The organism is Microbacterium sp. MEJ108Y (assembly GCF_000834175.1).
Taxonomy (GTDB): Bacteria; Actinomycetota; Actinomycetes; order Actinomycetales; family Microbacteriaceae; genus Microbacterium; species Microbacterium forte.
The window spans coordinates 95,595-118,013 of record NZ_JXQX01000001.1 but is presented as its reverse complement, the minus strand read 5'-3'; the positions used below and the strand labels follow the sequence as shown (position 1 = coordinate 118,013).

19 protein-coding genes and 1 riboswitch are annotated in these 22,419 nt (G+C 69.1%); of the genes, 2 read left to right on the top strand and 17 right to left on the bottom strand.

The annotated features are described in order from the left end of the window. The first annotated feature begins 406 nt into the window (after positions 1 to 406). Positions 407 to 1,735, top strand: coding sequence for a CoA transferase (locus RU09_RS00595; RefSeq protein WP_231567439.1), 1,329 nt, complete (start codon positions 407 to 409; stop codon positions 1,733 to 1,735). Here the strand turns inward: RU09_RS00595 and RU09_RS00590 are convergent. From RU09_RS00590 to RU09_RS00575, 4 genes are all read right to left on the bottom strand, one after another. Next, a complete protein-coding gene (locus RU09_RS00590) occupies positions 1,720 to 2,517 on the bottom strand; it encodes a DUF4184 family protein (RefSeq protein ID WP_042536583.1) in 798 nt (265 codons plus the stop codon). The two genes, RU09_RS00595 and RU09_RS00590, sit on opposite strands and share 16 nt — an antisense overlap. 90 nt (positions 2,518 to 2,607) lie before the next feature. Further along, a complete protein-coding gene (gene tyrS / locus RU09_RS00585) occupies positions 2,608 to 3,909 on the bottom strand; it encodes a tyrosine--tRNA ligase (protein ID WP_156145848.1) in 1,302 nt (433 codons plus the stop codon). A gap of 53 nt (positions 3,910 to 3,962) precedes the next feature. Then, positions 3,963 to 4,862: a hypothetical protein gene (locus tag RU09_RS00580; RefSeq protein ID WP_042536581.1), complete on the bottom strand. Its 900-nt coding sequence runs from the start codon at positions 4,860 to 4,862 to the stop codon at positions 3,963 to 3,965. Then, a complete protein-coding gene (locus RU09_RS00575; RefSeq protein ID WP_042536578.1) occupies positions 4,859 to 5,503 on the bottom strand; it encodes a SatD family protein in 645 nt (214 codons plus the stop codon). Before RU09_RS00575 ends, RU09_RS00580 begins: the two co-directional genes overlap by 4 nt. Positions 5,504 to 5,562: 59 nt before the next feature. Here RU09_RS00575 and RU09_RS00570 point away from each other — a divergent pair, with 59 nt between their 5' ends. Then, positions 5,563 to 6,150: a DUF1349 domain-containing protein gene (locus tag RU09_RS00570; RefSeq protein WP_042536577.1), complete on the top strand. Its 588-nt coding sequence runs from the start codon at positions 5,563 to 5,565 to the stop codon at positions 6,148 to 6,150. A gap of 122 nt (positions 6,151 to 6,272) precedes the next feature. Here RU09_RS00570 and argH read toward each other — a convergent pair whose 3' ends face one another. The 13 genes from argH to RU09_RS00505 form a co-directional block, all read right to left on the bottom strand. After that, on the bottom strand, positions 6,273 to 7,703 hold the full coding sequence (gene argH, locus RU09_RS00565; RefSeq protein WP_042536576.1) for an argininosuccinate lyase: 1,431 nt from the start codon (positions 7,701 to 7,703) through the stop codon (positions 6,273 to 6,275). Continuing rightward, complete coding sequence (argF, locus tag RU09_RS00560) at positions 7,703 to 8,632, bottom strand: ornithine carbamoyltransferase (protein ID WP_042536574.1); 930 nt, start codon at positions 8,630 to 8,632, stop codon at positions 7,703 to 7,705. The genes argH and argF overlap by 1 nt, the downstream gene beginning before the upstream one ends. Then, complete coding sequence (locus tag RU09_RS00555; RefSeq protein WP_042536572.1) at positions 8,629 to 9,840, bottom strand: acetylornithine transaminase; 1,212 nt, start codon at positions 9,838 to 9,840, stop codon at positions 8,629 to 8,631. Before RU09_RS00555 ends, argF begins: the two co-directional genes overlap by 4 nt. Continuing rightward, positions 9,837 to 10,754, bottom strand: a complete 918-nt coding sequence (gene argB, locus RU09_RS00550; RefSeq protein WP_042536571.1) for an acetylglutamate kinase — start codon at positions 10,752 to 10,754, stop codon at positions 9,837 to 9,839. The genes RU09_RS00555 and argB overlap by 4 nt, the downstream gene beginning before the upstream one ends. After that, positions 10,751 to 11,908 carry a bifunctional glutamate N-acetyltransferase/amino-acid acetyltransferase ArgJ gene (gene argJ, locus RU09_RS00545; protein ID WP_042536570.1) on the bottom strand — a complete coding sequence of 386 codons (1,158 nt, stop codon included), beginning with the start codon at positions 11,906 to 11,908 and terminating at the stop codon, positions 10,751 to 10,753. Before argJ ends, argB begins: the two co-directional genes overlap by 4 nt. Next, entirely contained in the window at positions 11,905 to 12,957 is a 1,053-nt protein-coding gene (gene argC, locus RU09_RS00540; protein WP_042536568.1) for an N-acetyl-gamma-glutamyl-phosphate reductase, read from the bottom strand. Before argC ends, argJ begins: the two co-directional genes overlap by 4 nt. A 244-nt stretch (positions 12,958 to 13,201) precedes the next feature. Continuing rightward, entirely contained in the window at positions 13,202 to 15,352 is a 2,151-nt protein-coding gene (locus RU09_RS00535) for a bifunctional hydroxymethylpyrimidine kinase/phosphomethylpyrimidine kinase (protein ID WP_042536566.1), read from the bottom strand. Continuing rightward, complete coding sequence (thiM, locus tag RU09_RS00530) at positions 15,349 to 16,197, bottom strand: hydroxyethylthiazole kinase (RefSeq protein ID WP_042536564.1); 849 nt, start codon at positions 16,195 to 16,197, stop codon at positions 15,349 to 15,351. The genes RU09_RS00535 and thiM overlap by 4 nt, the downstream gene beginning before the upstream one ends. After that, a riboswitch (TPP riboswitch) is annotated at positions 16,188 to 16,281 on the bottom strand. Its footprint overlaps the gene before it by 10 nt. 22 nt (positions 16,282 to 16,303) lie before the next feature. Further along, the gene (locus RU09_RS00525; protein WP_042536562.1) at positions 16,304 to 17,269 is read right to left on the bottom strand and encodes an NAD-dependent epimerase/dehydratase family protein; all 966 of its coding nucleotides are present in this window, start codon (positions 17,267 to 17,269) and stop codon (positions 16,304 to 16,306) included. Positions 17,270 to 17,333: 64 nt separating this feature from the next. Then, entirely contained in the window at positions 17,334 to 18,050 is a 717-nt protein-coding gene (locus RU09_RS00520) for a DUF402 domain-containing protein (protein WP_079113179.1), read from the bottom strand. A 133-nt stretch (positions 18,051 to 18,183) separates the two neighbouring features. Further along, on the bottom strand, positions 18,184 to 20,688 hold the full coding sequence (gene pheT / locus RU09_RS00515; RefSeq protein ID WP_042536559.1) for a phenylalanine--tRNA ligase subunit beta: 2,505 nt from the start codon (positions 20,686 to 20,688) through the stop codon (positions 18,184 to 18,186). Then, positions 20,688 to 21,728 (bottom strand): phenylalanine--tRNA ligase subunit alpha, encoded by a 1,041-nt coding sequence (gene pheS / locus RU09_RS00510; RefSeq protein ID WP_042536557.1) that lies wholly within the window; start codon positions 21,726 to 21,728, stop codon positions 20,688 to 20,690. The genes pheT and pheS overlap by 1 nt, the downstream gene beginning before the upstream one ends. 49 nt (positions 21,729 to 21,777) lie before the next feature. After that, positions 21,778 to 22,416 (bottom strand): hypothetical protein, encoded by a 639-nt coding sequence (locus RU09_RS00505; protein ID WP_153302225.1) that lies wholly within the window; start codon positions 22,414 to 22,416, stop codon positions 21,778 to 21,780. Positions 22,417 to 22,419: the final 3 nt, after the last annotated feature.

Here is a 22,419-nt window from a genome sequence, read left to right as displayed (position 1 = left end):
TTCTCAAGGATCGGATGCTCCCACGACCCAGTCATCACAACCAGGCCCGAAGGGCAACTTCTCTATCTTAGCCATCCCGTCCCGCTTGTCAAATCAGCGCGCCGTGCGGATCTTGGATCCGATGCGCAGCCGGTGACAGCCGCAGAGGGGGTGGATCTCCCATCCTAGGCGCAAGCGCCTGTTCTCACAAGTGAGTGGATCGGGAGGTGGTTCTCCACTTGAGGGGGGTGAGGCTCTCGGCCTCTCCGCTTCCCTGTGGGGCGAACAAGTAATAAGTTACGTGGGTTCCGGGGTTCTGGCAAATCGGGCCACCACCCCCGGGCGTGTCGCCGCATCGTTCGATGGATCTTTTCCCAGTCCAGCGCCGGTATCCGTCTCATATCGCCGCCACGAGTACGATCGCAGCGTGAACGAGCCGACGAATCTCGACCCCGCTCTCGGGCTGTTGGACCGGGTGTGGGCAGAGCTCGGCATCGAGCCGCACCTCGCCGCCAGCGCTGCGCCGCCCCCTCATGCCGTGCCCCTCCCGTCGCGCCTGGCAACGGGTGATCTGGCATGGGCGAGCGTGCGCGCCGTCTGTCTGGCGTCCGGCATAGGCGTATCTCCCGACCCCGATCGCATCGCGGCCGCATATCGGAGCGATCGGGCCCTGACCATCGATGGTCTCTCCCCCGATGTCTGGTCGCCGTACTCGGGGTTCTTCCGAGCATCCGATGGGTGGATCCGCACGCACGGAAACTATCCGCACCACGCGATGCGGCTGCAGGCCGGGCTCGGACTGACCGCCGACGCCGACGCCGACGATGTGCGCACTGCCATCCTGCCGCTGAGTGTCACCGAGGCGGTCGAGCGGATCACGCTCGCACGCGGGCTGGCTGTGCCTGTGCTGCAGGAGAACCCAGAGCGCGACGCGAGACTGCGCGCCACTCCCCTGCTCCAGGTCGAGCGGATCGACCTCGCACCTCGCCCCGGGCGACACGGGACCGATGAACGGCACAGTCTCGCGCCTCTCACCGGCGTGCGAGTGCTCGACCTGACACGAGTGATCGCCGGCCCTGTCTGCACCCGCACTCTCGCACTTCTGGGCGCCGACGTGCTTCGCGTCGACCCACCGGACCTGGTCGAACCCGAATGGCAGCACCTCGATACCGGCCAGGGCAAGAGGACGACATTGCTCGAGGCCCGCACAGATCGGTTCGAGGAGCTGCTCGCTGCGGCCGACGTCGTCGTCCTGGGGTATCGGCCGGAATCCCTCGACCGCCTCGGTCTCTCTGCATCTGCACTCCTCGAACGGCATCCGGCGCTGGTGGTCGCCCAGCTCAGCGCGTGGGGAATCGACGAGCCGTCGAGAGCCGGGTTCGACAGCCTGGTGCAGGCGGAGTCCGGGATATCCATGATCGAGAGCCCCGACGGTGATCGCCCCGGGGTTCTGCCCGCGCAGGCCCTCGACCACAGCACGGGGTATCTTCTCGCGGCCGCGGTCGTCTCGCTGCTCGAACGACGGCGGCGCGAGGGCTGCGGCTGGGTGGTGCGGACCTCACTGCGTCGCGTCGCAGCCGAGCTTCTCGGCATGCCGCGGTGCTCCCAGCCGGAAGCGGGGCAGGAGCTGGACCTCACCGCCCACACCTCCGTGTTCGATGTCGCCGGGCAGACGGTCACCACCGCCGCGTCGGTGCTCCCCGGCCTCGAGTTCGCGGCTCCCCACCGCTGGGGGTCGGATCAGCCGCGCTGGTGAAGACGGCGGAACAACGGCAGTGAGAGGCACAATGCGAGTGTCAGGACACCCCACAGCGCACACGCCGGCGGCAGCATCCGATAGGCCAGATGCTGGTACGTGAACCCCGCGGTGAAGGGTCCGTATGCCGCGTATCCCAGGATCCACGCGGTTACCAGCACTGCGGGAAGCGACAGCCACCAGGCGAGTCGGACGGCTGCCGGCATCGCGCGCTCGACGTCTTCGCGAGGGTCGGCGCTCTGCAGCCGGCGGATCGCCCAGATGCCGATGATGAGCAACCCGATCAAGCTCGATCCGTGCTGCAGCCATTTGTACCCGGTGAGCGGCCCCCACATGTCGTCCAGTGCGGGAAGCGCATCCACTCCCCATCGCCCCTCGTGCGTGAACAGATCCCAGACGATGTGCGTCAGGACGCCCAGCACCAGCGACGCCCCGAGCATGAGCGGATACAGCCGACTCTGCGCCCCGACGCCGACGGCCGCTCTGGCCGCCTCGATACCGGACTGCGCCCACCCGGCGGGCAGTCGCCGAGCCAGCCAGAGGGGCGACAGCTCGCCGACCGCCGGGCGCAGCACCACGCGCCAGAGCAGGAACAGGACGAACGCGACCAGCGCTGTCCAGAGCACGTTGCCGAACGTGTGGGTGAACGAATACGGGAGGCCGACCCCCCTGAGGAACAGGGGAAGGTCCGGCGTCATGGCTCCGATCGCGATCGCGGCGGGCACGAGCGGGGTGCGGATGAAGGGCAGGGCGACCAGCGCGTGACTCGGCGTGAACGGCATCGGCTCTCCTGACGAGCTGGGTGGGGGAAGCGTGACGGCGGTCGCCCGAGAATCCTCAGACGACCGCCGTCACGCGATCAACGACAGATCTCAGCCGAGGAAGACTCCCGCGAGAGTCTTCTTGCCGCGGCGCAGCACGGAGACCCCGCCCGGAAGAGTCCCCTGGACTGTGGCCGAGTCGTCCTCGACGCGTGCGCCGTCGAGCGACACCCCGCCCTGACTGATCGCGCGGCGCGCTTCGGACAGGCTGGATACCAGCCCCGTGGCGACGAGCGCATCCACGACCGGTGAACCGGCGTCGACTGTCGCGTGCGGGAGCTCCTCGAGGGCGGTGCGCAGCGTCGACGCGTCGAGAGCGGTCAGGTCGCCCTGACCGAACAGCGCTTCGGATGCCGCGATCACGGCGGCCGTCGCATCGATCCCGTGGACGGTCGCCACGACCTCGAGCGCGAGGCGCTTCTGCGCTGCACGCCGGAACGGCTCGGACTCGACGAGAGCCTCGTACTCCTCGATCTCGGCACGGGTCAGGAACGTGAACACCTTGAGCCGCTCGATCACGTCGGCATCCGCCGTGCTGAGCCAGAACTGGTACATCCGGTACGGGCTGCACATCTCGGCATCGAGCCAGATCGCATTGCCCTCGCTCTTGCCGAACTTGGTTCCGTCGCTGTTGGTGATCAGCGGCGTGCCGATGGCGTGCGCGGAAGCCCCCTCGGCGCGACGGATCAGGTCGGTGCCGCTGGTCAGGTTGCCCCACTGGTCGGAGCCGCCCGTCTGCAGAACGCAGTCGTACTGCCGGTAGAGCTCCAGGAAGTCCATCCCCTGCAGGATCTGGTAGCTGAACTCGGTGTAGCTGATGCCCTCGTCCGAGTTCAGACGCGCGGCGACAGCATCCTTCTTGAGCATCGTGCCGACACGGTAGTACTTGCCGATCTCGCGCAGGAAATCGATCGCCGACAGCGGCGCGGTCCAGTCGAGGTTGTTGACGATTCGCGCCGCGTTCTGGCCCTCGAAGCTCAGGTAGCGCTCGACCTGCGTCCGCAGGCGCCCCACCCACTCCTCGACCGTCTCACGGGTGTTGAGTGTGCGCTCCGCCGTCGGCCGAGGGTCGCCGATCAGACCGGTGGAGCCGCCGACGAGGCCGAGCGGCTTGTGGCCGGCGAGCTGAATGCGACGCAGTGTCAGCAGCTGCACCAGGTTTCCGAGGTGCAGGCTGGGAGCAGTGGGGTCGAAACCGCAGTAATACGTGATCGGGTCCCCAGCGAGAAGGGCGCGCAGCGCCTCCTGGTCAGTGGACACGTGGACGAGGCCGCGCCACAGCAGTTCGTCCCACACGTTCTCGAACGTGGGGTCGATCGCCGGCGGGGCGGTCGTCAGAGCGGAATTCGACACGCGCCCCAGGCTATCAGCGGTCGGGGCAGGCGAATCGCCGTGACCGAGTCCGATCAGCTGTGCGCCGCCCACCACACCAGGAATGCGGCACCCAACCCGATGACCCAGCTCACGAGGCTGCCGACGAGGAAGTACTCTGCGCGGGCTCCGGTCTCCCCGTCTCGAGAGATCTCAGGGAAGCGGACGATTCCCTTGGCTGCCAGCATCGCGGCGAGAATCGGATACGCGGCGGCCAGGGTGAGAAGCATCACGAGAATGCGTTCGAGCGGGCCGATCAGTCGCCCGCCCTTGAAACCCGCCCGGGGATCGCGGGCGGGCACGGCGTCGGCTTCGCCCGCCGGCTCGGACTGCTCTGCGGCCACCGTGTCTGCCGCACCTACGCCGGCCTCACCGATGACTCCGATCACGCCGTCGTCAGCCTGGGCGCCAGGGACCACCGGATGCGCGACCGGAGTGTCGGACGCAGTCGGCTGCTCGTCTGGAGAGTCGAGCACCGCTGCTCGCCTCAACTCGGCAGGCCGCCACGTGTGCTCGCCGTCGAGCGCTGCCCGGACCACGAGATTCGCGGACTCCAACAGGAACACCCCTGTGCCCACGGTGAGGAGCGCGAGATCGAAAGGGATCTCTCCGAACGGGGAGCGCACACTCCACACAGAACCGATCAGACCGGCATCCGTGCGAGCACCCAGCCATACGACCGATCCGATGCTCAGCACACCGAGCAGCACGGCGGGCCAGAAGCCGAGTGGCGCGCGCCTCTCCGCCGGCATGCACCACACCCAGAGCGCGCCGACCACGAGCCCGAGGACCATGGGCAGCAGCGCGTCGCTCACGCTGCCGAGCAGAAGGAGCATCACTGCGACAGTGAGGTAGCCGACCCATCGGCGTGGGGCGAACTGGCGCACGAGATCGGCTGAGCCCACGGCCAGCAGGATGAATCCGGCGACGATCATGCGCTCGACCCCCTCAGCGCGGCCACCCCTTCGATGAGGGCGGCGCTGCCGGCGCTGCGCAGCGACTTCGAGACGCTGGGCTGCGAGATGCCCTCCTCAGCGGCGAGGTCGTGCTGCGATCTGCCGACCAGGCGCCCATAGGTCAGACGCCGTTCACGCTCGTTCATCGCCCCGACCAGCTCGTCGCGGACGAGGAGGTAGGCGTTCGACGCGGCGATGGTGCTCTCCATGACCTCATCCTGCCCCGGGGCTCCGACAATCCACGTCCGCGTGCGCGGCACGGTGCGGTTCTCCCTCGCGTGCACGGTCTCGATCGCGGCGCGTGCCGCGTACCACCCCGGCCCATCGGCGAGTTCGCCGTGCACGGAGTCGACCGAACGCACATCGCCGACGCCGATCCCGAATCGGAAGGCGATGCCGTCGGGAAGCGCGAGCTGGATCATCAGCAGCGACACCATGGCGTCCTCGAGTTCGAGGTACACGCCCTGCTGCTCATCCCCCACCGTGGGCGTCAGCGCGTGGTGCGCGAGGGGCAGATGCTCCTCGACGCGAGCGATCGCGTCATCGAGGATGCGCTGCGCTGCCGAACGATCGTCGAGCTTGCGAGAACCCACGATGTCGGCGAGTACGGCGATGACCATGTGATAACCGTATCACGAATAACTTCTATTTATGCCTTATTTGGCTATAGTCTGAGAACATGCCTGAATCAGACATCATCCCCTGGTCCGAAGGGTCGTGGACCCACACTCCCGCTCATCTCGCCTCCGACGGCGACCACCTGGACGCGACCGCCGTAGAAGGCAGCGACGCCTGGCGGCACACCGCCTACGGGTTCGTGCACGACACCGAGCACGCGCTGCTCGCACCCCTGGAAGTGGGCGAGGCGATGGATGTGTCGTTCCGCGCCCCCTGGGACGGCCAGTTCGACCAGGCCGGAGTCTTCGTGCGCACCGACGACGAGCACTGGATCAAAGCGGGAGTCGAGTACGCCGACGGCCATCTCGGTCTCGGCGCCGTCGTCACCGACATCCGCTCGGACTGGTCGGTCGGCTATGTCGACGACTGGCACGGCAGCGAGATCACGGTTCGTGTGAGCCGCTGGCCGGATGCCGTGATCGTGCGTGCACGCGCCGACGACGGCGAATGGCGCCTGGTGCGCGTGGCGCCGTTCGACGGTGAGGCCACGGCATCCGCCGGCCCGTTCCTCGCGGGCCCCACGCGCTCCGGACTCGTCGTCCGCTTCACCCGCTGGACGCGCTCGGCGGCAGACGTCGCATTGCACTGACCCCACCGCGCGAACGCCCACGGGACGCTCTGCGGAGCGCCGAACGGCCCGCGGGACTCTCGCCGAGAGTTCCGCGGGCCGTCTGCGGTCGTGCAGGTCGCTGCGCTCCACCTGTTCGTCGGCTAGAGCCCCAGAGCGTGTGCAGCCGCCTGAGCTCGGGCGACCAGCTCGGCACGCTGCTCGGCTACCCGGACAGGAGCCGTTCCGCCGACGCCCGTGCGGGACGCCACGGAACCCTCGATCGTGAGCACCTCTCGCACCTCGGGCACGAGGTGGGGCGACACCGAGATCAGCAGCTCGTCAGATGCGTCTTCGAGACCGATCCCCCGGTCTTCGCAGGCGCGCACCAGCGCGCCGGAGATCTCGTGCGCATCGCGGAACGGCACACGGCGCTTCACGAGCCACTCGGCGACGTCGGTCGCGAGCGAGAACCCCTGAGGTGCGAGGGCGGCCATGCGCTCGGTGTCGAAGCGCAGCGTCGCGATCATCCCGGCGAAGGCCGGCAGCACGACCTCGAGCGTCTGCACCGAGTCGAAGACCGGCTCCTTGTCTTCCTGAAGGTCGCGGTTGTAGGCCAGCGGAAGCCCCTTGAGCGTGGCCATCAGCCCAGACAGGTTGCCGATCAGGCGCCCCGACTTGCCGCGAGCGAGCTCGGCGATGTCGGGGTTCTTCTTCTGCGGCATGATGCTCGAGCCGGTCGAATACCCGTCGTGCAGAGTGACGAAGCCGAACTCGCGAGTGTTCCAGAGGATGATCTCCTCGCTCAGACGCGAGATGTCGACCCCGGTCATGGCCGTGATGAAGGCGAACTCGGCGACGACATCACGCGCCGCGGTTCCGTCGAGCGAGTTCTCGGCCGGGCGGTCGAGTCCGAGTTCGGATGCGACCAGCGCGGGGTCGAGTCCGAGCGTCGAGCCCGCGAGGGCTCCGCCGCCGTACGGCGAGACACCGGCACGGCGACGCCAGTCGACCAGACGCTCGAGCTCGCGCACGAGCGGCCACCCGTGTGCCTGCAGGTGGTGCGCGAGGAGCACCGGCTGTGCGTGCTGCAGATGCGTCCGTCCGGGGAGGATCGCGTCAGGATGAGCCTCCGCCTGAGCGACGAGGGCATCGACGACACGGAGGATGTCCCGTGCGATCACACGAGCGTGGTCTATCAGGTACATCCGCACCAGGGTGGCGATCTGGTCGTTGCGGCTGCGTCCCGCACGAAGACGTCCACCCAGCTCCGGGCCGAGCTCGGCGATCAGGGCCTGCTCGAGAGCCCCGTGCACGTCTTCATCCGAGGGGACGGGCCGCAGGGTGCCGTCGGCGACCTTGCGCGCCACGGCATCGAGCCCCTCGTGCATCTTGGCTGCCTCGTCGGGTTCGAGGTAACCGGCAGCCGCGAGAGCCGTCGCGTGCGCGTGCGACCCGGCGATGTCATACGGTGCGAGGATCCAGTCGAAATGCGTCGACCGGCTGAGCTCGACGAGCTCGGGCGACGGGCCGCTCGCGAAGCGGGCTCCCCACAGCGCGCCTTCGTTCGTGCCCTCGTTCTTCGCGTCGACCATCATGCGTCCTTCTTGTCGAGCAGCCAGACGAGCAGGGCCTTCTGGGCGTGGAGGCGGTTCTCGGCCTCGTCCCAGACGACGCTCTGCGGTCCGTCGATGACCTCGGAGTCGACCTCGTAGCCTCGGTCGGCGGGAAGGCAGTGGATGAAGATGGCCTCCGAGTCGGCGATCTCCATCGTCTCCGGCGTCACCTTGTAGCCACCGAGATCGCGGATGCGTGCGAGCTTCTCCTCTTCCTTGCCCATCGACACCCAGGTGTCGGTGACCACGACGTCGGCACCGGCCGCAGCCTCGACCGCATCGGTGAACAGGGTGATCGAGCCGCCGGTCTCCGCCGCACGGCGGTCGGCCGCCTCGACGATGTCCGCACGCGGCGCGTAGTCGGCGGGCGAGGCGATGCGCACGTGCATACCCGCGGTGACCCCGGCCAGCGCGTAGGAATGCGCCATGTTGCTCTGCCCGTCGCCGAAGAACGTCAGAGTCAGACCCTTCAGGTCGCCCTTGTGCTCGCGGATCGTGAGCAGGTCGGCGAGCAGCTGACACGGGTGGAAGTCGTCCGAGAGTGCGTTGACGACGGGCACCGTGGTGCCTGCGGCCATCTCTTCGAGCCCTGCCTGCGCGTACGTGCGCCAGACGATCGCCGCGACCTGACGCTCGAGCACCCGGGCGGTGTCCGACGGAGTCTCCTTGCCGCCCAGCTGACTGCTCGCGGTCGAGATGATCAACGGCGACCCGCCGAGGTCGGCGATGCCGACGGCGAACGAGACACGGGTGCGGGTGGAGGACTTGTCGAAGATCACCGCGACCGTCTGGGGGCCTTCGAGGGCCTTGTTCGCCCAGCGATCCTTCTTCAGCTCGATGGCGAGATCGAGGATCTCCGCCTGCTCAGCGGGGGTCAGATCATCGTCACGCAGCAGGTGGCGGGTCATGCGAGGGCCTTTCCGGATTCGGCGAGGGAGGTCTGGACGTCGGAGAGCGACGCGGCGAACAGCTCGCGGAACTCGGCGAGTTCGGCGTCTCCGATCGTGAGGGCCGGCGCGATGCGCACGGTCTCGGGGTTGGCGGCGTTCACGATGAGGCCGCGCTCCTGAGCGGCGGCGACCACCTCATTCGCGACGGGGGCGCTCAGAGCCACCCCGATCAGGAGCCCGCGGCCACGCACTCCCGTGACCAGAGGCGAGTCGATATCGGCGATGATCTGGAGGATCTCTTCCCCACGACGCGCGGCGTTGTCGACGAGGCCTGCGCGCTCGATCTCGGTGAGCACCGCGTCTGCGACGGCCGTCGCGAGCGGGTTTCCGCCGAACGTGGAGCCGTGCGAACCGGGAGTGAAGAGCGAACTCGCCGCACCGTAGGTCACGAGAGCACCGATCGGGAAGCCACCGCCGATGCCCTTCGCGAGCGTGATGGCGTCAGGCGTGATGCCTTCGTGGCTGAAGCCGAACCAGGCGCCCGTGCGCCCTGCCCCGGTCTGGATCTCGTCGACGATGAGCAGGGCCCCGTGCTTCAGAGTGAGCGAGCGAGCGGCCTGCAGGTATCCCTCGGGAAGCTCGACGACGCCTGCCTCACCCTGGATCGGCTCGACGATCACGGCCGCGACGCGGTCGTCGATCGCCGCCTCGAGTGCCTCGATGGTCGCCGGGATGTGCTCGACTCCCCCGGGCATCGGCTCGAACGGCGCGCGCATGGCCGCCTTCGCCGTGAGCGCGAGAGATCCCATGGTCCGGCCGTGGAATCCGTTCTCGAGCGCGAGGATGCGGGGCTTCTCCGTCCCGCCGTGCAGGCGGGCGAGCTTGAACGCGGCCTCGTTCGCCTCGGCGCCGGAGTTCGAGAAGAACACGCGCCCATCGATCCCGGCACCGGCGAGACGCTTCAACCGTGCGGCGAGCGCGAGCTGCGACGGTGTCGCGAAGTAGTTCGACACATGCGCGAGGGTCGCGGCCTGCGTCGACACGGCCTCGACGAACACCGGATGCGCGTGACCGAGCGAGGTCACAGCGATGCCGGCGAGGAAGTCGAGGTGGCGCTTGCCCTCGGAGTCCCAGAGGTACGATCCCTCGCCGCGAGTCAGCATCGCCAACCGGGGACCTGCGTTGAGGACCAGATCGCTCGCTGCGTCATCCTGCCAGTTGCTCATGCCTTCACTCCTGCGCTTCCCATGACCACTTCTGTTCCGATTCCCTTGCTGGTGAAGAGTTCGACGAGCACCGAGTGCGGCACGCGTCCGTCGATGATCGCGGCGGCGTCGACGCCGCCCTCGATCGCGTCCAGGCACGCCTTCATCTTCGGGATCATGCCTGATTCGAGGGTCGGCAGCATCTCGATGAGAGCCTCCGAGGTGAGGTGCGACACGAGAGAGTCGCGGTTGGGCCAGTCGGCGTACAGCCCGGGGACATCCGTGAGAATGACGAGCTTGCGCGCCTTGAGAGCCACGGCGAGCGCGGCAGCCGCGGCATCCGCGTTCACGTTCAGCGACTGGCCCGGGTGATCGAGGTCGGGGGCGATGCTCGAGACCACGGGAACGCGTCCGGCCGCGAGGTGGTCGAGCACAGGCGTCGGGTCCACCTCGACGACGTCGCCCACACGACCGAGATCGATCTCCTCGCCGTCGATCACGACGCCGCGGCGACGCCCGCCGAACAGCCCGGCATCTTCGCCGCTGAGCCCGGTCGCGATTGGACCATGAGAGTTGATCTTCGAGACGAGCTGCGGGTTCACCTGGCCGGTGAGCACCATGCGCACCACGCTGATCGCCTCGGTGTTGGTGACGCGGTAGCCGCCCTTGAACTCGCTCGGGATCTCGAGGCGCTGCAGCATGTCGGAGATCTGGGGCCCACCGCCATGCACGACCACCGGCAGCACGCCGACGTACCTCAGATACGCGATGTCCTGCGCGAACGCCTCCTGCAGCTCGTCCGAGACCATCGCATTGCCGCCGTACTTCACGACGACGATCTGGTCGCGGAACTTCTTCAGCCACGGGAGCGACTCGATGAGCGTCGCGGCCTTGACGGCGGCGACGTCAGGCGTGGTGTCCTGGATGTCGGTCATGAGGCGTAGGCGCTGTTCTCGTGCACGTAGTCGTGGGTCAGGTCGTTGGTGAGGATCGTGGCAGTGGCCTCGCCGACTTTGAGGTCGATCACGAGGTGCGTGGCGCGAGGGGTGAGGTCGACCTCTTCGCGCGGACGGTCGGGGCCGCCCTCGCTGCACACGCGGACGCCGTTCATCCAGACGTCGACGTCGTACGGGTCGAACTGCGCGTTGGTCGTGCCGATCGCGGCGAGCACCCGGCCCCAGTTGGGGTCGTTGCCGAAGATCGCGGCCTTGAAGAGGTTGTTGCGGGCGACCGAGCGGCCGACCTCGACGGCCTCCCCCTCGCTGGCGGCGTGCCGCACCTCGATGGTGATGTCATGACTCGCGCCCTCGGCATCACTCTGCAGCTTGACCGCGAGTTCCAGGCAGAGCTCGGCGAGGGCAGCAGAGAAGTGCTTGAGGTCGGGAGTCACCCCGGAGGCGCCGTTGGCGAGCAGCGTGACCTGGTCGTTGGTCGACATGCAGCCGTCGGAGTCGAGGCGGTCGAACGTCGTGCCGGTCGCGAATCGCAGCGCCGCGTCGGCCTCGAGAGGCTCGAGCACGGCATCCGTCGTGATGACCACGAGCATCGTCGCGAGGCCCGGGGCGAGCATGCCCGCGCCCTTCGCCATGCCGCCGATCGTCCAGCCGTCCCGGCTCACGACAGCGGTCTTCGAGACGCTGTCGGTGGTCATGATGGCCTCGGCCGCGACGTCGCCGCCGTCGGCCGACAGCTCGGCGATCGCCTGTTCGGTGCCCGCGAGCACCTTGCCGCGGAAGACCTCGTCTCCGACCCCGATGAGACCCGTCGAGCAGACGAGGACGTCGCCGGCGCTGACGCCGAGCAGCTCTGCCGCCTTCTCGGCGGTCTGGTGCGTCGTCTGGAAGCCGAAGCTGCCGGTGAAGCAGTTCGCTCCGCCGGAGTTGAGCACGACGGCCTCGACCACGCGATCGGCGACGGCCTGCTGAGACCAGATGATCGGGTTGGCCTTGGCGCGGTTGCTCGTGAACACGGCGGCACCGACCTTGCGCGGGCCGCGGTTGACGACCACGGCGACATCGGGCTTGCCGGTCGACTTGAGGCCGGCGGCGACTCCGGCCGCCTCGAATCCTGCGGGGGCGGTGACGCTCACGGTGCGACTCCGTTCACTGAGAGGGCGCGGGACTCGGGAAGTCCCAACGCGAGGTTCATGGACTGGATGGCAGCGCCTGCGGTGCCCTTGACGAGGTTGTCGACCGCGGCGACCACCGTCACCCGGTTCGCCGCACGGTCGATCGCGAGGCCGATGAGTGCGGTGTTCGCGCCGAGGACATCGGCCGTGCGCGGGAACTGCCCCTCGGGCAGCAGCTGCACGAACGTCTCGTCACCGTAGGCGTCCTCCCAGGCGGCGCGGATCTCCGCGTCACTGACGTCACCGGCGATCGGCGCGGTCGAGGTGGCGAGGATTCCCCGCGACATCGGAACGAGCACAGGGGTGAAGGAGATGCGGATGCCGTCGGCGGCAGCACCGGATGCCGCGGCGAGCGCCTGGCGGATCTCGGGGATGTGCCGGTGGGTGCCGCCGACCGCATAGGGATTGGCGCTGCCGAGGATCTCACTGGCGAGCAGATTGGTCTTGAGGCTCTTCCCCGCACCCGAGGGGCCGACGGCGAGCACCGAGACGATGTCTCCCGCGTCGATCACTCCCGCTGCGACGCCGGGAGCGAGACTCAGACTCACCGTGGATGCATTGCATCCGGGGGCGGCGATCCGCTTCGCATCGCGCAGCGTCTCGCGCTGCTTGATGCCGTCGACGAGCAGCTCGGGGACCCCGTAGGCCCAGGGTTCGTGGAAGTCGCCGCCGTAGAACGCATCCCAGGACGCCTGCGAGGTGAGGCGATGGTCGGCCCCGGCGTCGATCACCAGCGGGGTGTCGCCGAGCGCATCCGTGTACTGACCCGACTGACCGTGCGGCAGAGCGAGGAACACGATGTCGTGACCTGCGAGCGTCTCGGGTGTGGTGTCCTGCAGAGTGAGGTGAGCGAGAGACCGCAGGTGCGGCTGATGCTGCACGAGCGGCTGACCGGCGTTCGAGTGAGCCGTCACGGTGCGGATCTCGATGTCGGGATGAGACGCGAGGAGGCGCAGGATCTCGCCGCCCGCGTAGCCGGATGCGCCGGAGACGGCGACGGAGTACGTCATGCTTCTACCTTAACGGTCGGACCCCTCGGCGAACGCGGGGTGCAGTGTCGGGAACCGGGGCGGCGACACCGGCACTCGACCGCCGTGCGTACGCAGGCAGAAGCGCAGGGTCGCCTAGAGTCGGCGGCCGCTGCGGCGTCGGCGCACGGCGATGGCGCTCGGAGCGAGCGTCAGAGTTGCGGTGGCGGCCGAAGGCATGCCGCGACGATAGCGCGCTCGTCGCGGCATGCGCAAATCCGGTCCGTCATCCGGCAGGCACGTGGAGCGCCGGCGCCGCGAAGAACGCGAGCTCGTGGGCGCTCGAGACCTCGAACGCTCGGAGCATCCGTCGACGCCGCGGGGGATCCGACTCCGCCGCCGCGTCCATCACGTAGCCGACCGCCTGCTCTGTCGCCGCCTCGAAGGCCGGATCGGCGTAGGTCGCGAGCCACGATGCATAGGGATGCTGCGGATCGCGGGCGTACTCGCCGAACGCCCCCGCGTGCAGACGCGTCCCGAGATCGGTGTAGAGCCAGAAGCACGGCAGCACGGCGGCGATGAGCTCGGCGTAGTCTGCGCCGAAGGCGACGGATCGCAGATGGTCGAGGTACGCGACGGTCGCGGGGGCCGGATCAGCGGCGAAAGTCTCCGCCTCCACGCCCGCACCGGGGGTCAGCCACGACGCGTGGAGTTCGAGTTCTCCGGCGATCGCCCCGTGCGCCGACTCCGCCCAGAACGCCTGCTCGTGCGGTGACGGTGCGAGCCGAGAGGCCTCGGCGAGGACCCTCGCGTACTCCCGGAGGTACAGCGCGTCCTGGCGAAGGTAGAACAGGAACCACTCGCGGTCGAGTGTCCCGTCGGCGAGAGCGCCGACGAAGGGGAGCTCGTCGATATCTGCCCGCAGGTGCGCGATCCGCTCCCACCACTGATCGCGGATGTGCGCCCGGTCGGGGGTGGTCTCGAGTCCGCCACGTCGCCAGAGGCCGCCGAAGTGGTTGATCGGCCCGTGTCCTCGTCCGACGTGGAGCGCATCGCTCTCCGTCAGAGACTCACGCAGCCACGAACGGGCCGAGGCGACCGCGTCGGTGAGGGACTCGCCCCTGGCGAGGCGGGTGGCGAGGGCGGACGAGAGGGAGCACCCGGTGCCATGCGTGTTGCGAGTCGCGATGCGCGCGCCCGGATACCCCCGACTCACTCCGTCGGCAGCGTCGATCACCGCGTCGGGAACGTCGTCGCCGTCGAGATGCCCTCCCTTCACGAGCACCGCCGCGCTCACACGGTCGGAGAGCGCAGCGGCCGCCGCGAGCGCGTCATCCCACCCGTCGATCGGATGGTCGGCCAGCGCGGCGAGCTCGGCGAGGTTGGGCGTCACGACATGCGCGCGCTCGAGGAGTCCGCGCAGCGCGACCTCGGCCTCCCGGTCGAGAAGCCGGTCGCCACTGGTCGCGACCATCACCGGGTCGAGCACGACGATCGGCGGCCGGATGGCATCGAGCCAGTCGGAGACCGCACGGATCACGTCGGCATTCGCCAGCATCCCGATCTTCACCGCATCGATGACGATGTCGTCTGAGATCGCATCGAGCTGCTCCCGCAGGAACTCCGCGGGCGGCACATGCACCGCCCGCACGCCCACGGTGTTCTGAGCGGTGAGTGCGGTCAGAGCCGCCATGCCGTACCCGCCGTTCGCGGCGATGGACTTGAGGTCGGCTTGGATCCCCGCACCGCCCGATGGATCGCTGCCGGCGATGCTGAGCACCCGCGGCGTGCCTGACGCCCGCCACCGCCGGAGGAAGCTCTGCGCCGTCTGCTTCGGATCGACCGCGGCGCAGATGGCCGAGACCACCGCGAGGCCGGCCGCGCCCGCGTCGCGGAGTCGCTCAGTGTCATCGATGTCCACGCCGCCGATGGCCACGCAGGGCACGGCGCACGTCTCGATGAGCGACCGGAAGCCGTCGATGCCCAATACCGGCGGATGGTCGGGCTTGGTGTCGGTGGGGCGGATCACACCGACGCCGAGGTAGTCGACCACGCCCGCAGGCAGAGCCGCCACCGCGTCGAAGTGGTCGGGTGTGTTCGCCGTCAACCCGATGATCGCCTCGGCACCCAGTCGCTCGCGCGCCCGCAGTACCGACGCATCGCCCTGACCGAGATGCACGCCGTCGACGCGAGCTCCCCGAGCGCGAGCGGCGAGCGCCGCGTCGACCCGGTCGTTCACCAGGAGGATCGCACGGCCGGCGATCACGCGCGACAGCTCGACCAGCTGATCGGCGGTCTCGGCATCCGTCGCGATCTTGTCGCGCAGCTGCACGATGCGCACTCCCCCGTCGACAGCGAGGCGCACGGTCTCGACGACACCCCGCTCACCGCAGAGGCCCGGATCCGTGACGAGGTAGAGCGAGAGGTCGGCGATCACAGCGCGCTCTCCTGAACACGCGCGGAGGCCACCAGGTCAGCCGGCTGCACGGCGGCGAGCGCGTCGAGCAGAGCGACAGCGAAGGTGCCTGGGCCCGAGGCGTGCACCGCGGCCCTCTCGGCGGCGATCGTGTAGACGAGGCTCGCCGACGCCACCGCCGTGAGCGGATCGGCAGAGGTCGAGCGCGCCGCGCCGAGGAACGCGGCCATGACCGCGCCCAACGCGCACCCGCCGCCGGTGACCCGGGTGAGCAGCTCGTGACCGTTCGCGATGCGCAGCAGACGGACGCCATCGGTCACCAGGTCGACCGGTCCAGACACCGCGACCACAGAGCCATGACGCGCGGCGAGTGAGAGCGCTGCCTCTGCCGCATCGTCTGTCGTGTCTGTCGCGTCCACACCCCGGCCGCCTGCGCTGAGTCCGGCGAGCGCGAGGATCTCGGATGCGTTCCCCCTGATCGCCGTGGGGCGCGAGGCGACCAGCTCGTGGGCGAGGGCCGTGCGCACCGGGAGTGCGCCGATCGCAACGGGATCCAGCACCCACGGAGTGCCCGCGGCGACGGCACCGGCCGCAGCTTCGAGGCTCGCCGCTCGCTGCTCGGGGGTCGGCGTTCCGAGGTTGATCAGGACGCCGGACGCCACCCCGGCGAACATTCCTGCTTCGTCGACGATGTCGACCATCGCCGGTGCCGCGCCGAGGGCGAGCAGCACGTTGGCGGTGAACCCCGTGACGACGCTGTTGGTGATGCAGTGGGTCAGAGGTGGACTCTCGCGCAGCTCGGACAGGAGCTGTCCGGCCGTGGCAGCCAGGGTCGATTCGGATTCAGGACGCAGACGATCGCTCATTGCGACATCCCTTCGCTAGTACGAACTAGATCAGGTTCGACGGGTCTGTTCTCAGCCGCGGATGCGGCACCCCGTGTCACTGCTCGCAGTCTAGCGACGCGCGCCGTCAGCGCAGGAGCTGGATCAGCGCGAGTTCGTCTGTCCGGGTCAGACCTGCCCGCCGCTCGCGATCGACACCGCGTTCCCGCTCGTCCTCGATCACCACGGCGATGGTCTCGTCGAGCGGACGCAGCTCTCCCCCGGCCGCACGGTAGCGCGCGTTCGACCTCGTCATGAATCCGGTCATGTCGCGCGGGAGCCAGAGCGGCAGCGATCGCGTGCCCGCCCAGTACTCCACCTCATTCGCCACGAGCCAGTCGTCGGTGGCCGTGACGGTGTCTCCTCGGTGACCCGCATGCCTGCGCACCGCCTCGATGACCTCGGCCATCGGGTGCCGGTCGCCGGTCGTGTTGATCACTCCGGTCGCGGTCGTCGTGCTGATGAACTCCGACAGGTCATCGACGTCGATCACCTGCACGTCGCGCCCGTCTGCACGGGGCAGCAGCACGGGTTCGTCGTGAGCGCGCAGGAACGCCGCAGCCCAGTATCCGAAGCGGTCGCTCGGGTCGCCCTTCCCGACGATCAGCCCCGGGCGCACGATCAGCGTTCGGTCGCCGAGCGTGCGAACCGCTTTCTCGGCGGCGACCTTCTGCGCGCCGTACTCGTACTCATCCCCGGCGCCGGCCGGCTGATGCAACGGCGCGGACTCGTCCGCCCCGACCGTCTCGTCATCGGAGTATGCCGACACCGACGAGACGTACGTCCAGCGGGCGGCTCGATCCCCGAGCGCCTCGACCGCCGCCGCCACGTGCGCCGCATTCGAGGAGACGTCGATCACGTGGTCCCAATCGCGACCGCGGACGGCGTCATAGGCGTCGGCGTCGTCACGATCGGCCAGAACCAGGCTCGCACCCTCCGGGGACGGTCGACCTCCTCGCGCGAGGCACATCACCGCCGCCCCGTTCACCAGCAGGCGTCCGGCGATCCGACCGGACAGCCAGCCGGTCCCGCCGAGGATCAGAACGTCAGTCATGGACCCATGCCACCATCTCCGCCGTGCGAGGGGAAGTGTCTTCCGCTCACGGCGGATGCCGGGTTCACCGCGGACGGAGGTCTGACAGCCCCGTGAGCTCGGGGACGGTCCAGGAGGGATCCGGCCGCCAATCTCGCCATTCCGCGGCGAACGGCCAGTCACCGTCGCGGTACGACGCGATCGCCGCGTCGGCGTGCCGCTCGATCTGCGCCGCCTGCTCGGATGTGAGGCGGCCCTGCTCGACGGCCGCGATCAGCTCGTCCTCATCCTTCAGATGCACCCGGCCGTCCGGCTCGATCTCGACGTCGAGGATGTGGTCCGACGAGTAGGTGTCGCGGTCGGTGCGCAGGTGCGCGTTCTCGAGGTTCACGTACCAGCCGGCGAACTGCCACTCCGCCCCGCTCACATCGCTCCAGAAGAGCCACACCGACCACGCGGCGCCTGCGGGGGCGATCCGCAGGATGCCGTTGCCCCACCACTCCTCCACGATCCGCGTCCGCGGGTCCAGCCATCGCCGCTCGAGCGGAACCGTTCGGATGCGCTCGCCTGCCGGAGTGCCCTGCCCCTCCTGCAGCGTGCCCGGAGCGAGCCAGGCGACGAGGCCCCGCTCGTCGTCGCGGACCACTCGCATGGGTGTGATCGTCGACGCGTCTCCGGGCTGCCACCCCGGCTTCCGGTAGTGCCAGGAGATCTGATCGCCCGGGTCGAGGAAGGGCGCCTCGCCCATCGGTCGGACGCCATCGGGAACCGCCGCAGGCGTGCTGTGGGGAAGGATGCTCATCACGACACGCTACCTCGCGGGAAAGCCAGGTTCAGGTCGGCTCGGCGGTGGCGATCACTTCCACACCCGACGCCTCGACCGCCTGCGTGGCGGACTGCATCCCGTAATGGAATGCAGTCCGCGCAGCGCTGAGTCAGTCGCGCAGCGTCGCGCCGAAGCGCTCGGCCGTGACAGCGACGCCCGCGAGCTTCGCCTCGGTCGCCTCGGCCGCGGTGAGCGTGCGATCGTCCGCGCGGAACCGCAGAGCGAAGGTGAGACTCTTCTGTCCGTCCGCGACGCCGTCTCCGCGGTAGTCGTCGACGAGTCGGATCGCCTCGAGGAGCTCTCCCGCGCCTTCGGCCAGCGCAGCCTTGACCGCGCCGGCGGGGACGTCAGCCCCGAGCACGAGCGACACGTCCTGCGTGGCGGCCGGGAACGTCGACAGCGAGGCGGCGACCGCACGCGCGTTCGCCAGCGTGAGGATTCCGTCGAGATCGAGCTCGAGCACGGTCGCGCGACCCGGCAAATCTGCTCCCGCTGCGACGTCGGGGTGGAGTTCTCCGACATAGCCGACCTCGACGCCGCCGACCGACAGCACGCCGGTGCGCCCGGGGTGCAGCGCCGCGCGCTCGCCCTGGGTCACCTCGATGTCCACGCCGGCAGCTGCGGCGATGACGCGAGCCGCGTCCAGCGCTTCCGACAGACCGGCCGCTTCAGCCGCACGGCCGGGCTGGCGTGCCACGACATTGCCCGTGAACAGCGCCGCGACGTGGCGGTGCTGCGGCGGGATCGACGCGTTCAGCGCGGCGAGGGTCTCGTCCGACGGACGCACGCCGAGCGGCGGAACATCATCGGTGCCGTACTCGACACCGGGCTCGGGCAGGAACACGACGCCGGTCTCGAACAGCGCGAGATCCGTGAGGCCGCGCGAGATGTTGCGATGCGCGGTCTGCAGCAGTCCCGGGATGAGCGAGCGACGCAGGAACGGAGCAGAGCCGTCGAGCGGGTTCGCGAGCCGGATGCTGGGCAGGTGCTCTCCCGACGCCGAACCGTGCAGGTCGTTCTCGGCGTCGGTGGTGAAGGGGAAGGAGGGCGTCTCGACGAGACCGGCTGCTGCGAGCGCGTCAGCCACGCGACGTCGCCCCTGCTGGTGCGGCGTCAAGCCACGGCCGGACGGAGGCGTCGGCAGCACCGAGGGGATGCGGTCGAGACCGTGGATGCGCGCGACCTCTTCAGCAAGAGACCACTTGTCGGTGAGGTCCGGGCGCCAGGTCGGCGGGATGACGACCCAGCCGGCATCCGTCTCGGTGACCTCGCCACCGATCGTCGTGAGCGCGCCCACGATCTCGTCGTCGGAGTAGTCGACCCCGATGAGTCCCTGTACGAATCCTCGCGGCAGCTCGATCTCGGCGACGAAGACCTCGGCGAACAGCGCGCCACCCTCTTCGGTGAGCGTGCCGCCGGCGAACTCGACCATCAGGTCGGCGGCTCGACGAGCCGCGACGAACGGCACCAGAGGGTCGACGCCGCGCTCGAAGCGCTTGGAGGCCTCGCTCGGCAGCTTGTGCCGACGGGCGGTGCGCGCGATCGTCACCGGGTCGAACGTCGCTGCCTCGATGAGGACGTTGCGCGTCGTGTCGCTCATCTCGGTCGTGCCACCACCCATGACACCGGCCAGGCCGATGGGCCCGGATCCATCGGTGATCAGAAGATCCTCGACGTGGAGCTTTCGCTCCTGGCCGTCGAGAGTCGTCATCTTCTCACCGGGGGTCGCACGGCGCACCGTGATGCCGCCCGAAAGCTTGTCGAGGTCGTATCCGTGCAGCGGCTGCCCCAGCTCGAGCATCACGTAGTTGGTGATGTCGATCAGGATGCCGAGCGAGCGCATGCCGGCGAGCGACAGGCGAGCGATCATCCACGGCGGGGTCGGGCGCGACGGGTCGACGTCGCGGACGACACGGGTGACGAACTCGCTCGCCCCGACGCGGCCGCGCACGGGGGCGGCGTCGTCGACGATCGCCGTATGACCGGTTCCGGGCTGGAGTTCGGCGAAGTCGCGTTCGGCCGGGTCGCGGAACGTCGCTCCGGTGGCGTGCGAATACTCGCGTGCGACACCTCGGAGCGAGAACGCGTACCCGCGGTCGGGTGTCACGTTGATCTCGACCGCGACATCGTCGAGACCGAGCAGGCTGATCGCGTCGGTGCCGACGGGAGCGTCGATTCCGAGGTCGGCGAGAACGAGGATGCCGTTGTGCTCGTCACCCAGACCGAGCTCCCGCGCCGAGGCGATCATGCCGTCGGACACATGACCGTAGGTCTTGCGGGCGGCGATCGGGAACGGCCCAGGCAGCACAGCGCCCGGCAGGGTCACCACGACCTTGTCGCCGGCGACGAAGTTGTGCGCTCCGCAGACGATCCCGCGGATGCCGCCGTTCGCCTCGCCGACGTCGACCTGGCACCAGTTGATCGTCTTGCCGTTGGACTGCGGCTCCCCCTCGAGGGAGACGACCTGTCCGACCACGACGGGACCCGAGATCTCGAAGCGGTGGATATCCTCCTCCTCGAAGCCGACGGTGACCATCGCCGCCAGAACGTCTTCGGGCGTAGCATCCGCTGCCAGATCGACGTACTCACGCAGCCACGAAAGCGGGACGCGCATCACACCACCATCCCGTACTGCTCGCTGAAACGGACATCGCCCTCTGCCATGTCCCGCATGTCCTGCACATCGCTGCGGAACATGAGTCCGCGTTCGACGCCCATACCGAAGGCGAAGCCGCTGTAGACGTCGGGGTCGATCCCCGCCGCACGCAGCACGTTCGGGTTGATCATGCCGCAGCCGCCCCACTCGATCCAGCGGGCGCCGCCCTTGAAGGTCGGGTGCCACAGGTCGAGCTCGGCCGACGGCTCGGTGAAGGGGAAGAAGTTCGTGCGGAAGCGCGTCTTCGCCTCCGGGCCGAAGAGCTGACGCGCGACGTGGTCGAGCGTGCCCTTGAGGTGGGCCATCGAGATGCCCTTGTCGACGACCAGCCCCTCGAACTGCGTGAAGACGGGGAGGTGCGTCGCATCGAACTCGTCGGTGCGGTACACGCGACCGGGGCACAGCACGTAGATCGGCACGTCGCGGTCGAGCATCGAGCGCACCTGCACCGGGCTCGTGTGCGTGCGCATCACGAGGTGGCGCGAGGGCGGGTCTACGTAGAAGGTGTCCTGCTCCTGGCGAGCGGGGTGGTCGACGTCGAAGTTCAGCGCGTCGAAGTTGAACCACTCGTGCTCGAGCTCGGGCCCTTCCGCGATCTCCCAGCCCATGCCGACGAAGATGTCGGAGATCTGCTCGCTGAGCAGGGTGAGCGGATGCCGCGCACCGACGCGGGTCCGGGAAGGAACGGCGGTGATGTCGAGGCGCTCGGATTCGAGACGGGCGGCCACCTCGGCGGCTGCCAGCTCCTCCTCCTTGGCGGCGAGGGCCTTCGTGACCTGACCGCGCCCCTGCCCGACGAGCTTGCCGAAGGCCGCCTTGTTCTCGGGAGCCACCTGCCGCATCGAGGCGTTGAGGACGGCGAGAGGCGAGCCGTCTGCGACATGAGCGGCTCTCGCCGCCTTCAGCTCGGCGCTATCGGCGGCCGCAGTGATCGCTTCGAGTGCGGCCGCGACGGCGGCTTCGACCGCTTCCGGGGTGATTTCGGGAGACTCAGACACGAGACAGGAGTCTACCGGGACGGCGGGCTGCTCCTTCCCGGGGCCGGGCTCAGAGCGGGCCGAACATCGGCACTGCGACCAGGGGCACCCACGTGACCCGATCGCGCTCGAGCGCGGCCACGAGTCGCTGGTCCCGCGCCGCTTCGCGACGCAGCGTCTGACGCCCCCTGCCGATGACCGCGGCCGGGATCACGAACACCGAGACGAGCAGGAGTGCGAATCCTGCGTCGAGGACGAGGAGCGGCACCGGGTCGACCGAGGAGACGATTCCGGGGATCAGGAAGACGTTGAGCGCCCCGAAGATGCTGGCTGCGGCGATGAGGCCGCCTCCGAGCGAGCCGGCACCCCGGGTCGTGTGCGACGTGCCGGGTTTCGGGATCCAGCCTCTCACCCGTGCGAGGAACACGCCGGAGACGACGGCGACGATGCCACCGACGATCATCGACGGCACGTATGCCGACGGCGGCATACCGACCGCCAGCAGGACGAGCCCGACGACGACGGACGACGAGCCGAGCGCGAGGAACGAGGCCCACATCCCACGGCGCATCGCGCGGGCATCGGCGACCTCACGCAGCCGAGACCGGGAGTCCGCGCCATGCAGCGCGGCCAGGTCAGCATCCATCCACTCCGCGAGCGTGCGGCTCGTCGCAGGCGGATAGGCGGAGACCGGCTCGACGCGCATCACGAC

Bases quoted from the DNA above. Each gene is read 5' to 3' on its own strand.
- thiM (WP_042536564.1), bottom strand. From the start codon at position 16,197: ATGAGCGATCGTCTGCGTCCTGAATCCGAATCGACCCTGGCTGCCACG.
- RU09_RS00525 (WP_042536562.1), bottom strand. From the start codon at position 17,269: ATGACTGACGTTCTGATCCTCGGCGGGACCGGCTGGCTGTCCGGTCGG.
- RU09_RS00575 (WP_042536578.1), bottom strand. From the start codon at position 5,503: ATGGTCATCGCCGTACTCGCCGACATCGTGGGTTCTCGCAAGCTCGAC.
- RU09_RS00590 (WP_042536583.1), bottom strand. From the start codon at position 2,517: ATGCCGTTCACGCCGAGTCACGCGCTGGTCGCCCTGCCCTTCATCCGC.
- RU09_RS00520 (WP_079113179.1), bottom strand. From the start codon at position 18,050: ATGAGCATCCTTCCCCACAGCACGCCTGCGGCGGTTCCCGATGGCGTC.
- RU09_RS00570 (WP_042536577.1), top strand. From the start codon at position 5,563: ATGCCTGAATCAGACATCATCCCCTGGTCCGAAGGGTCGTGGACCCAC.
- RU09_RS00580 (WP_042536581.1), bottom strand. From the start codon at position 4,862: ATGATCGTCGCCGGATTCATCCTGCTGGCCGTGGGCTCAGCCGATCTC.
- RU09_RS00555 (WP_042536572.1), bottom strand. From the start codon at position 9,840: ATGAGCAACTGGCAGGATGACGCAGCGAGCGATCTGGTCCTCAACGCA.
- argC (WP_042536568.1), bottom strand. From the start codon at position 12,957: ATGACGTACTCCGTCGCCGTCTCCGGCGCATCCGGCTACGCGGGCGGC.
- argH (WP_042536576.1), bottom strand. From the start codon at position 7,703: ATGGTCGACGCGAAGAACGAGGGCACGAACGAAGGCGCGCTGTGGGGA.
- pheT (WP_042536559.1), bottom strand. From the start codon at position 20,688: ATGCGCGTCCCGCTTTCGTGGCTGCGTGAGTACGTCGATCTGGCAGCG.
- argF (WP_042536574.1), bottom strand. From the start codon at position 8,632: ATGACCCGCCACCTGCTGCGTGACGATGATCTGACCCCCGCTGAGCAG.
- argB (WP_042536571.1), bottom strand. From the start codon at position 10,754: ATGACCGACATCCAGGACACCACGCCTGACGTCGCCGCCGTCAAGGCC.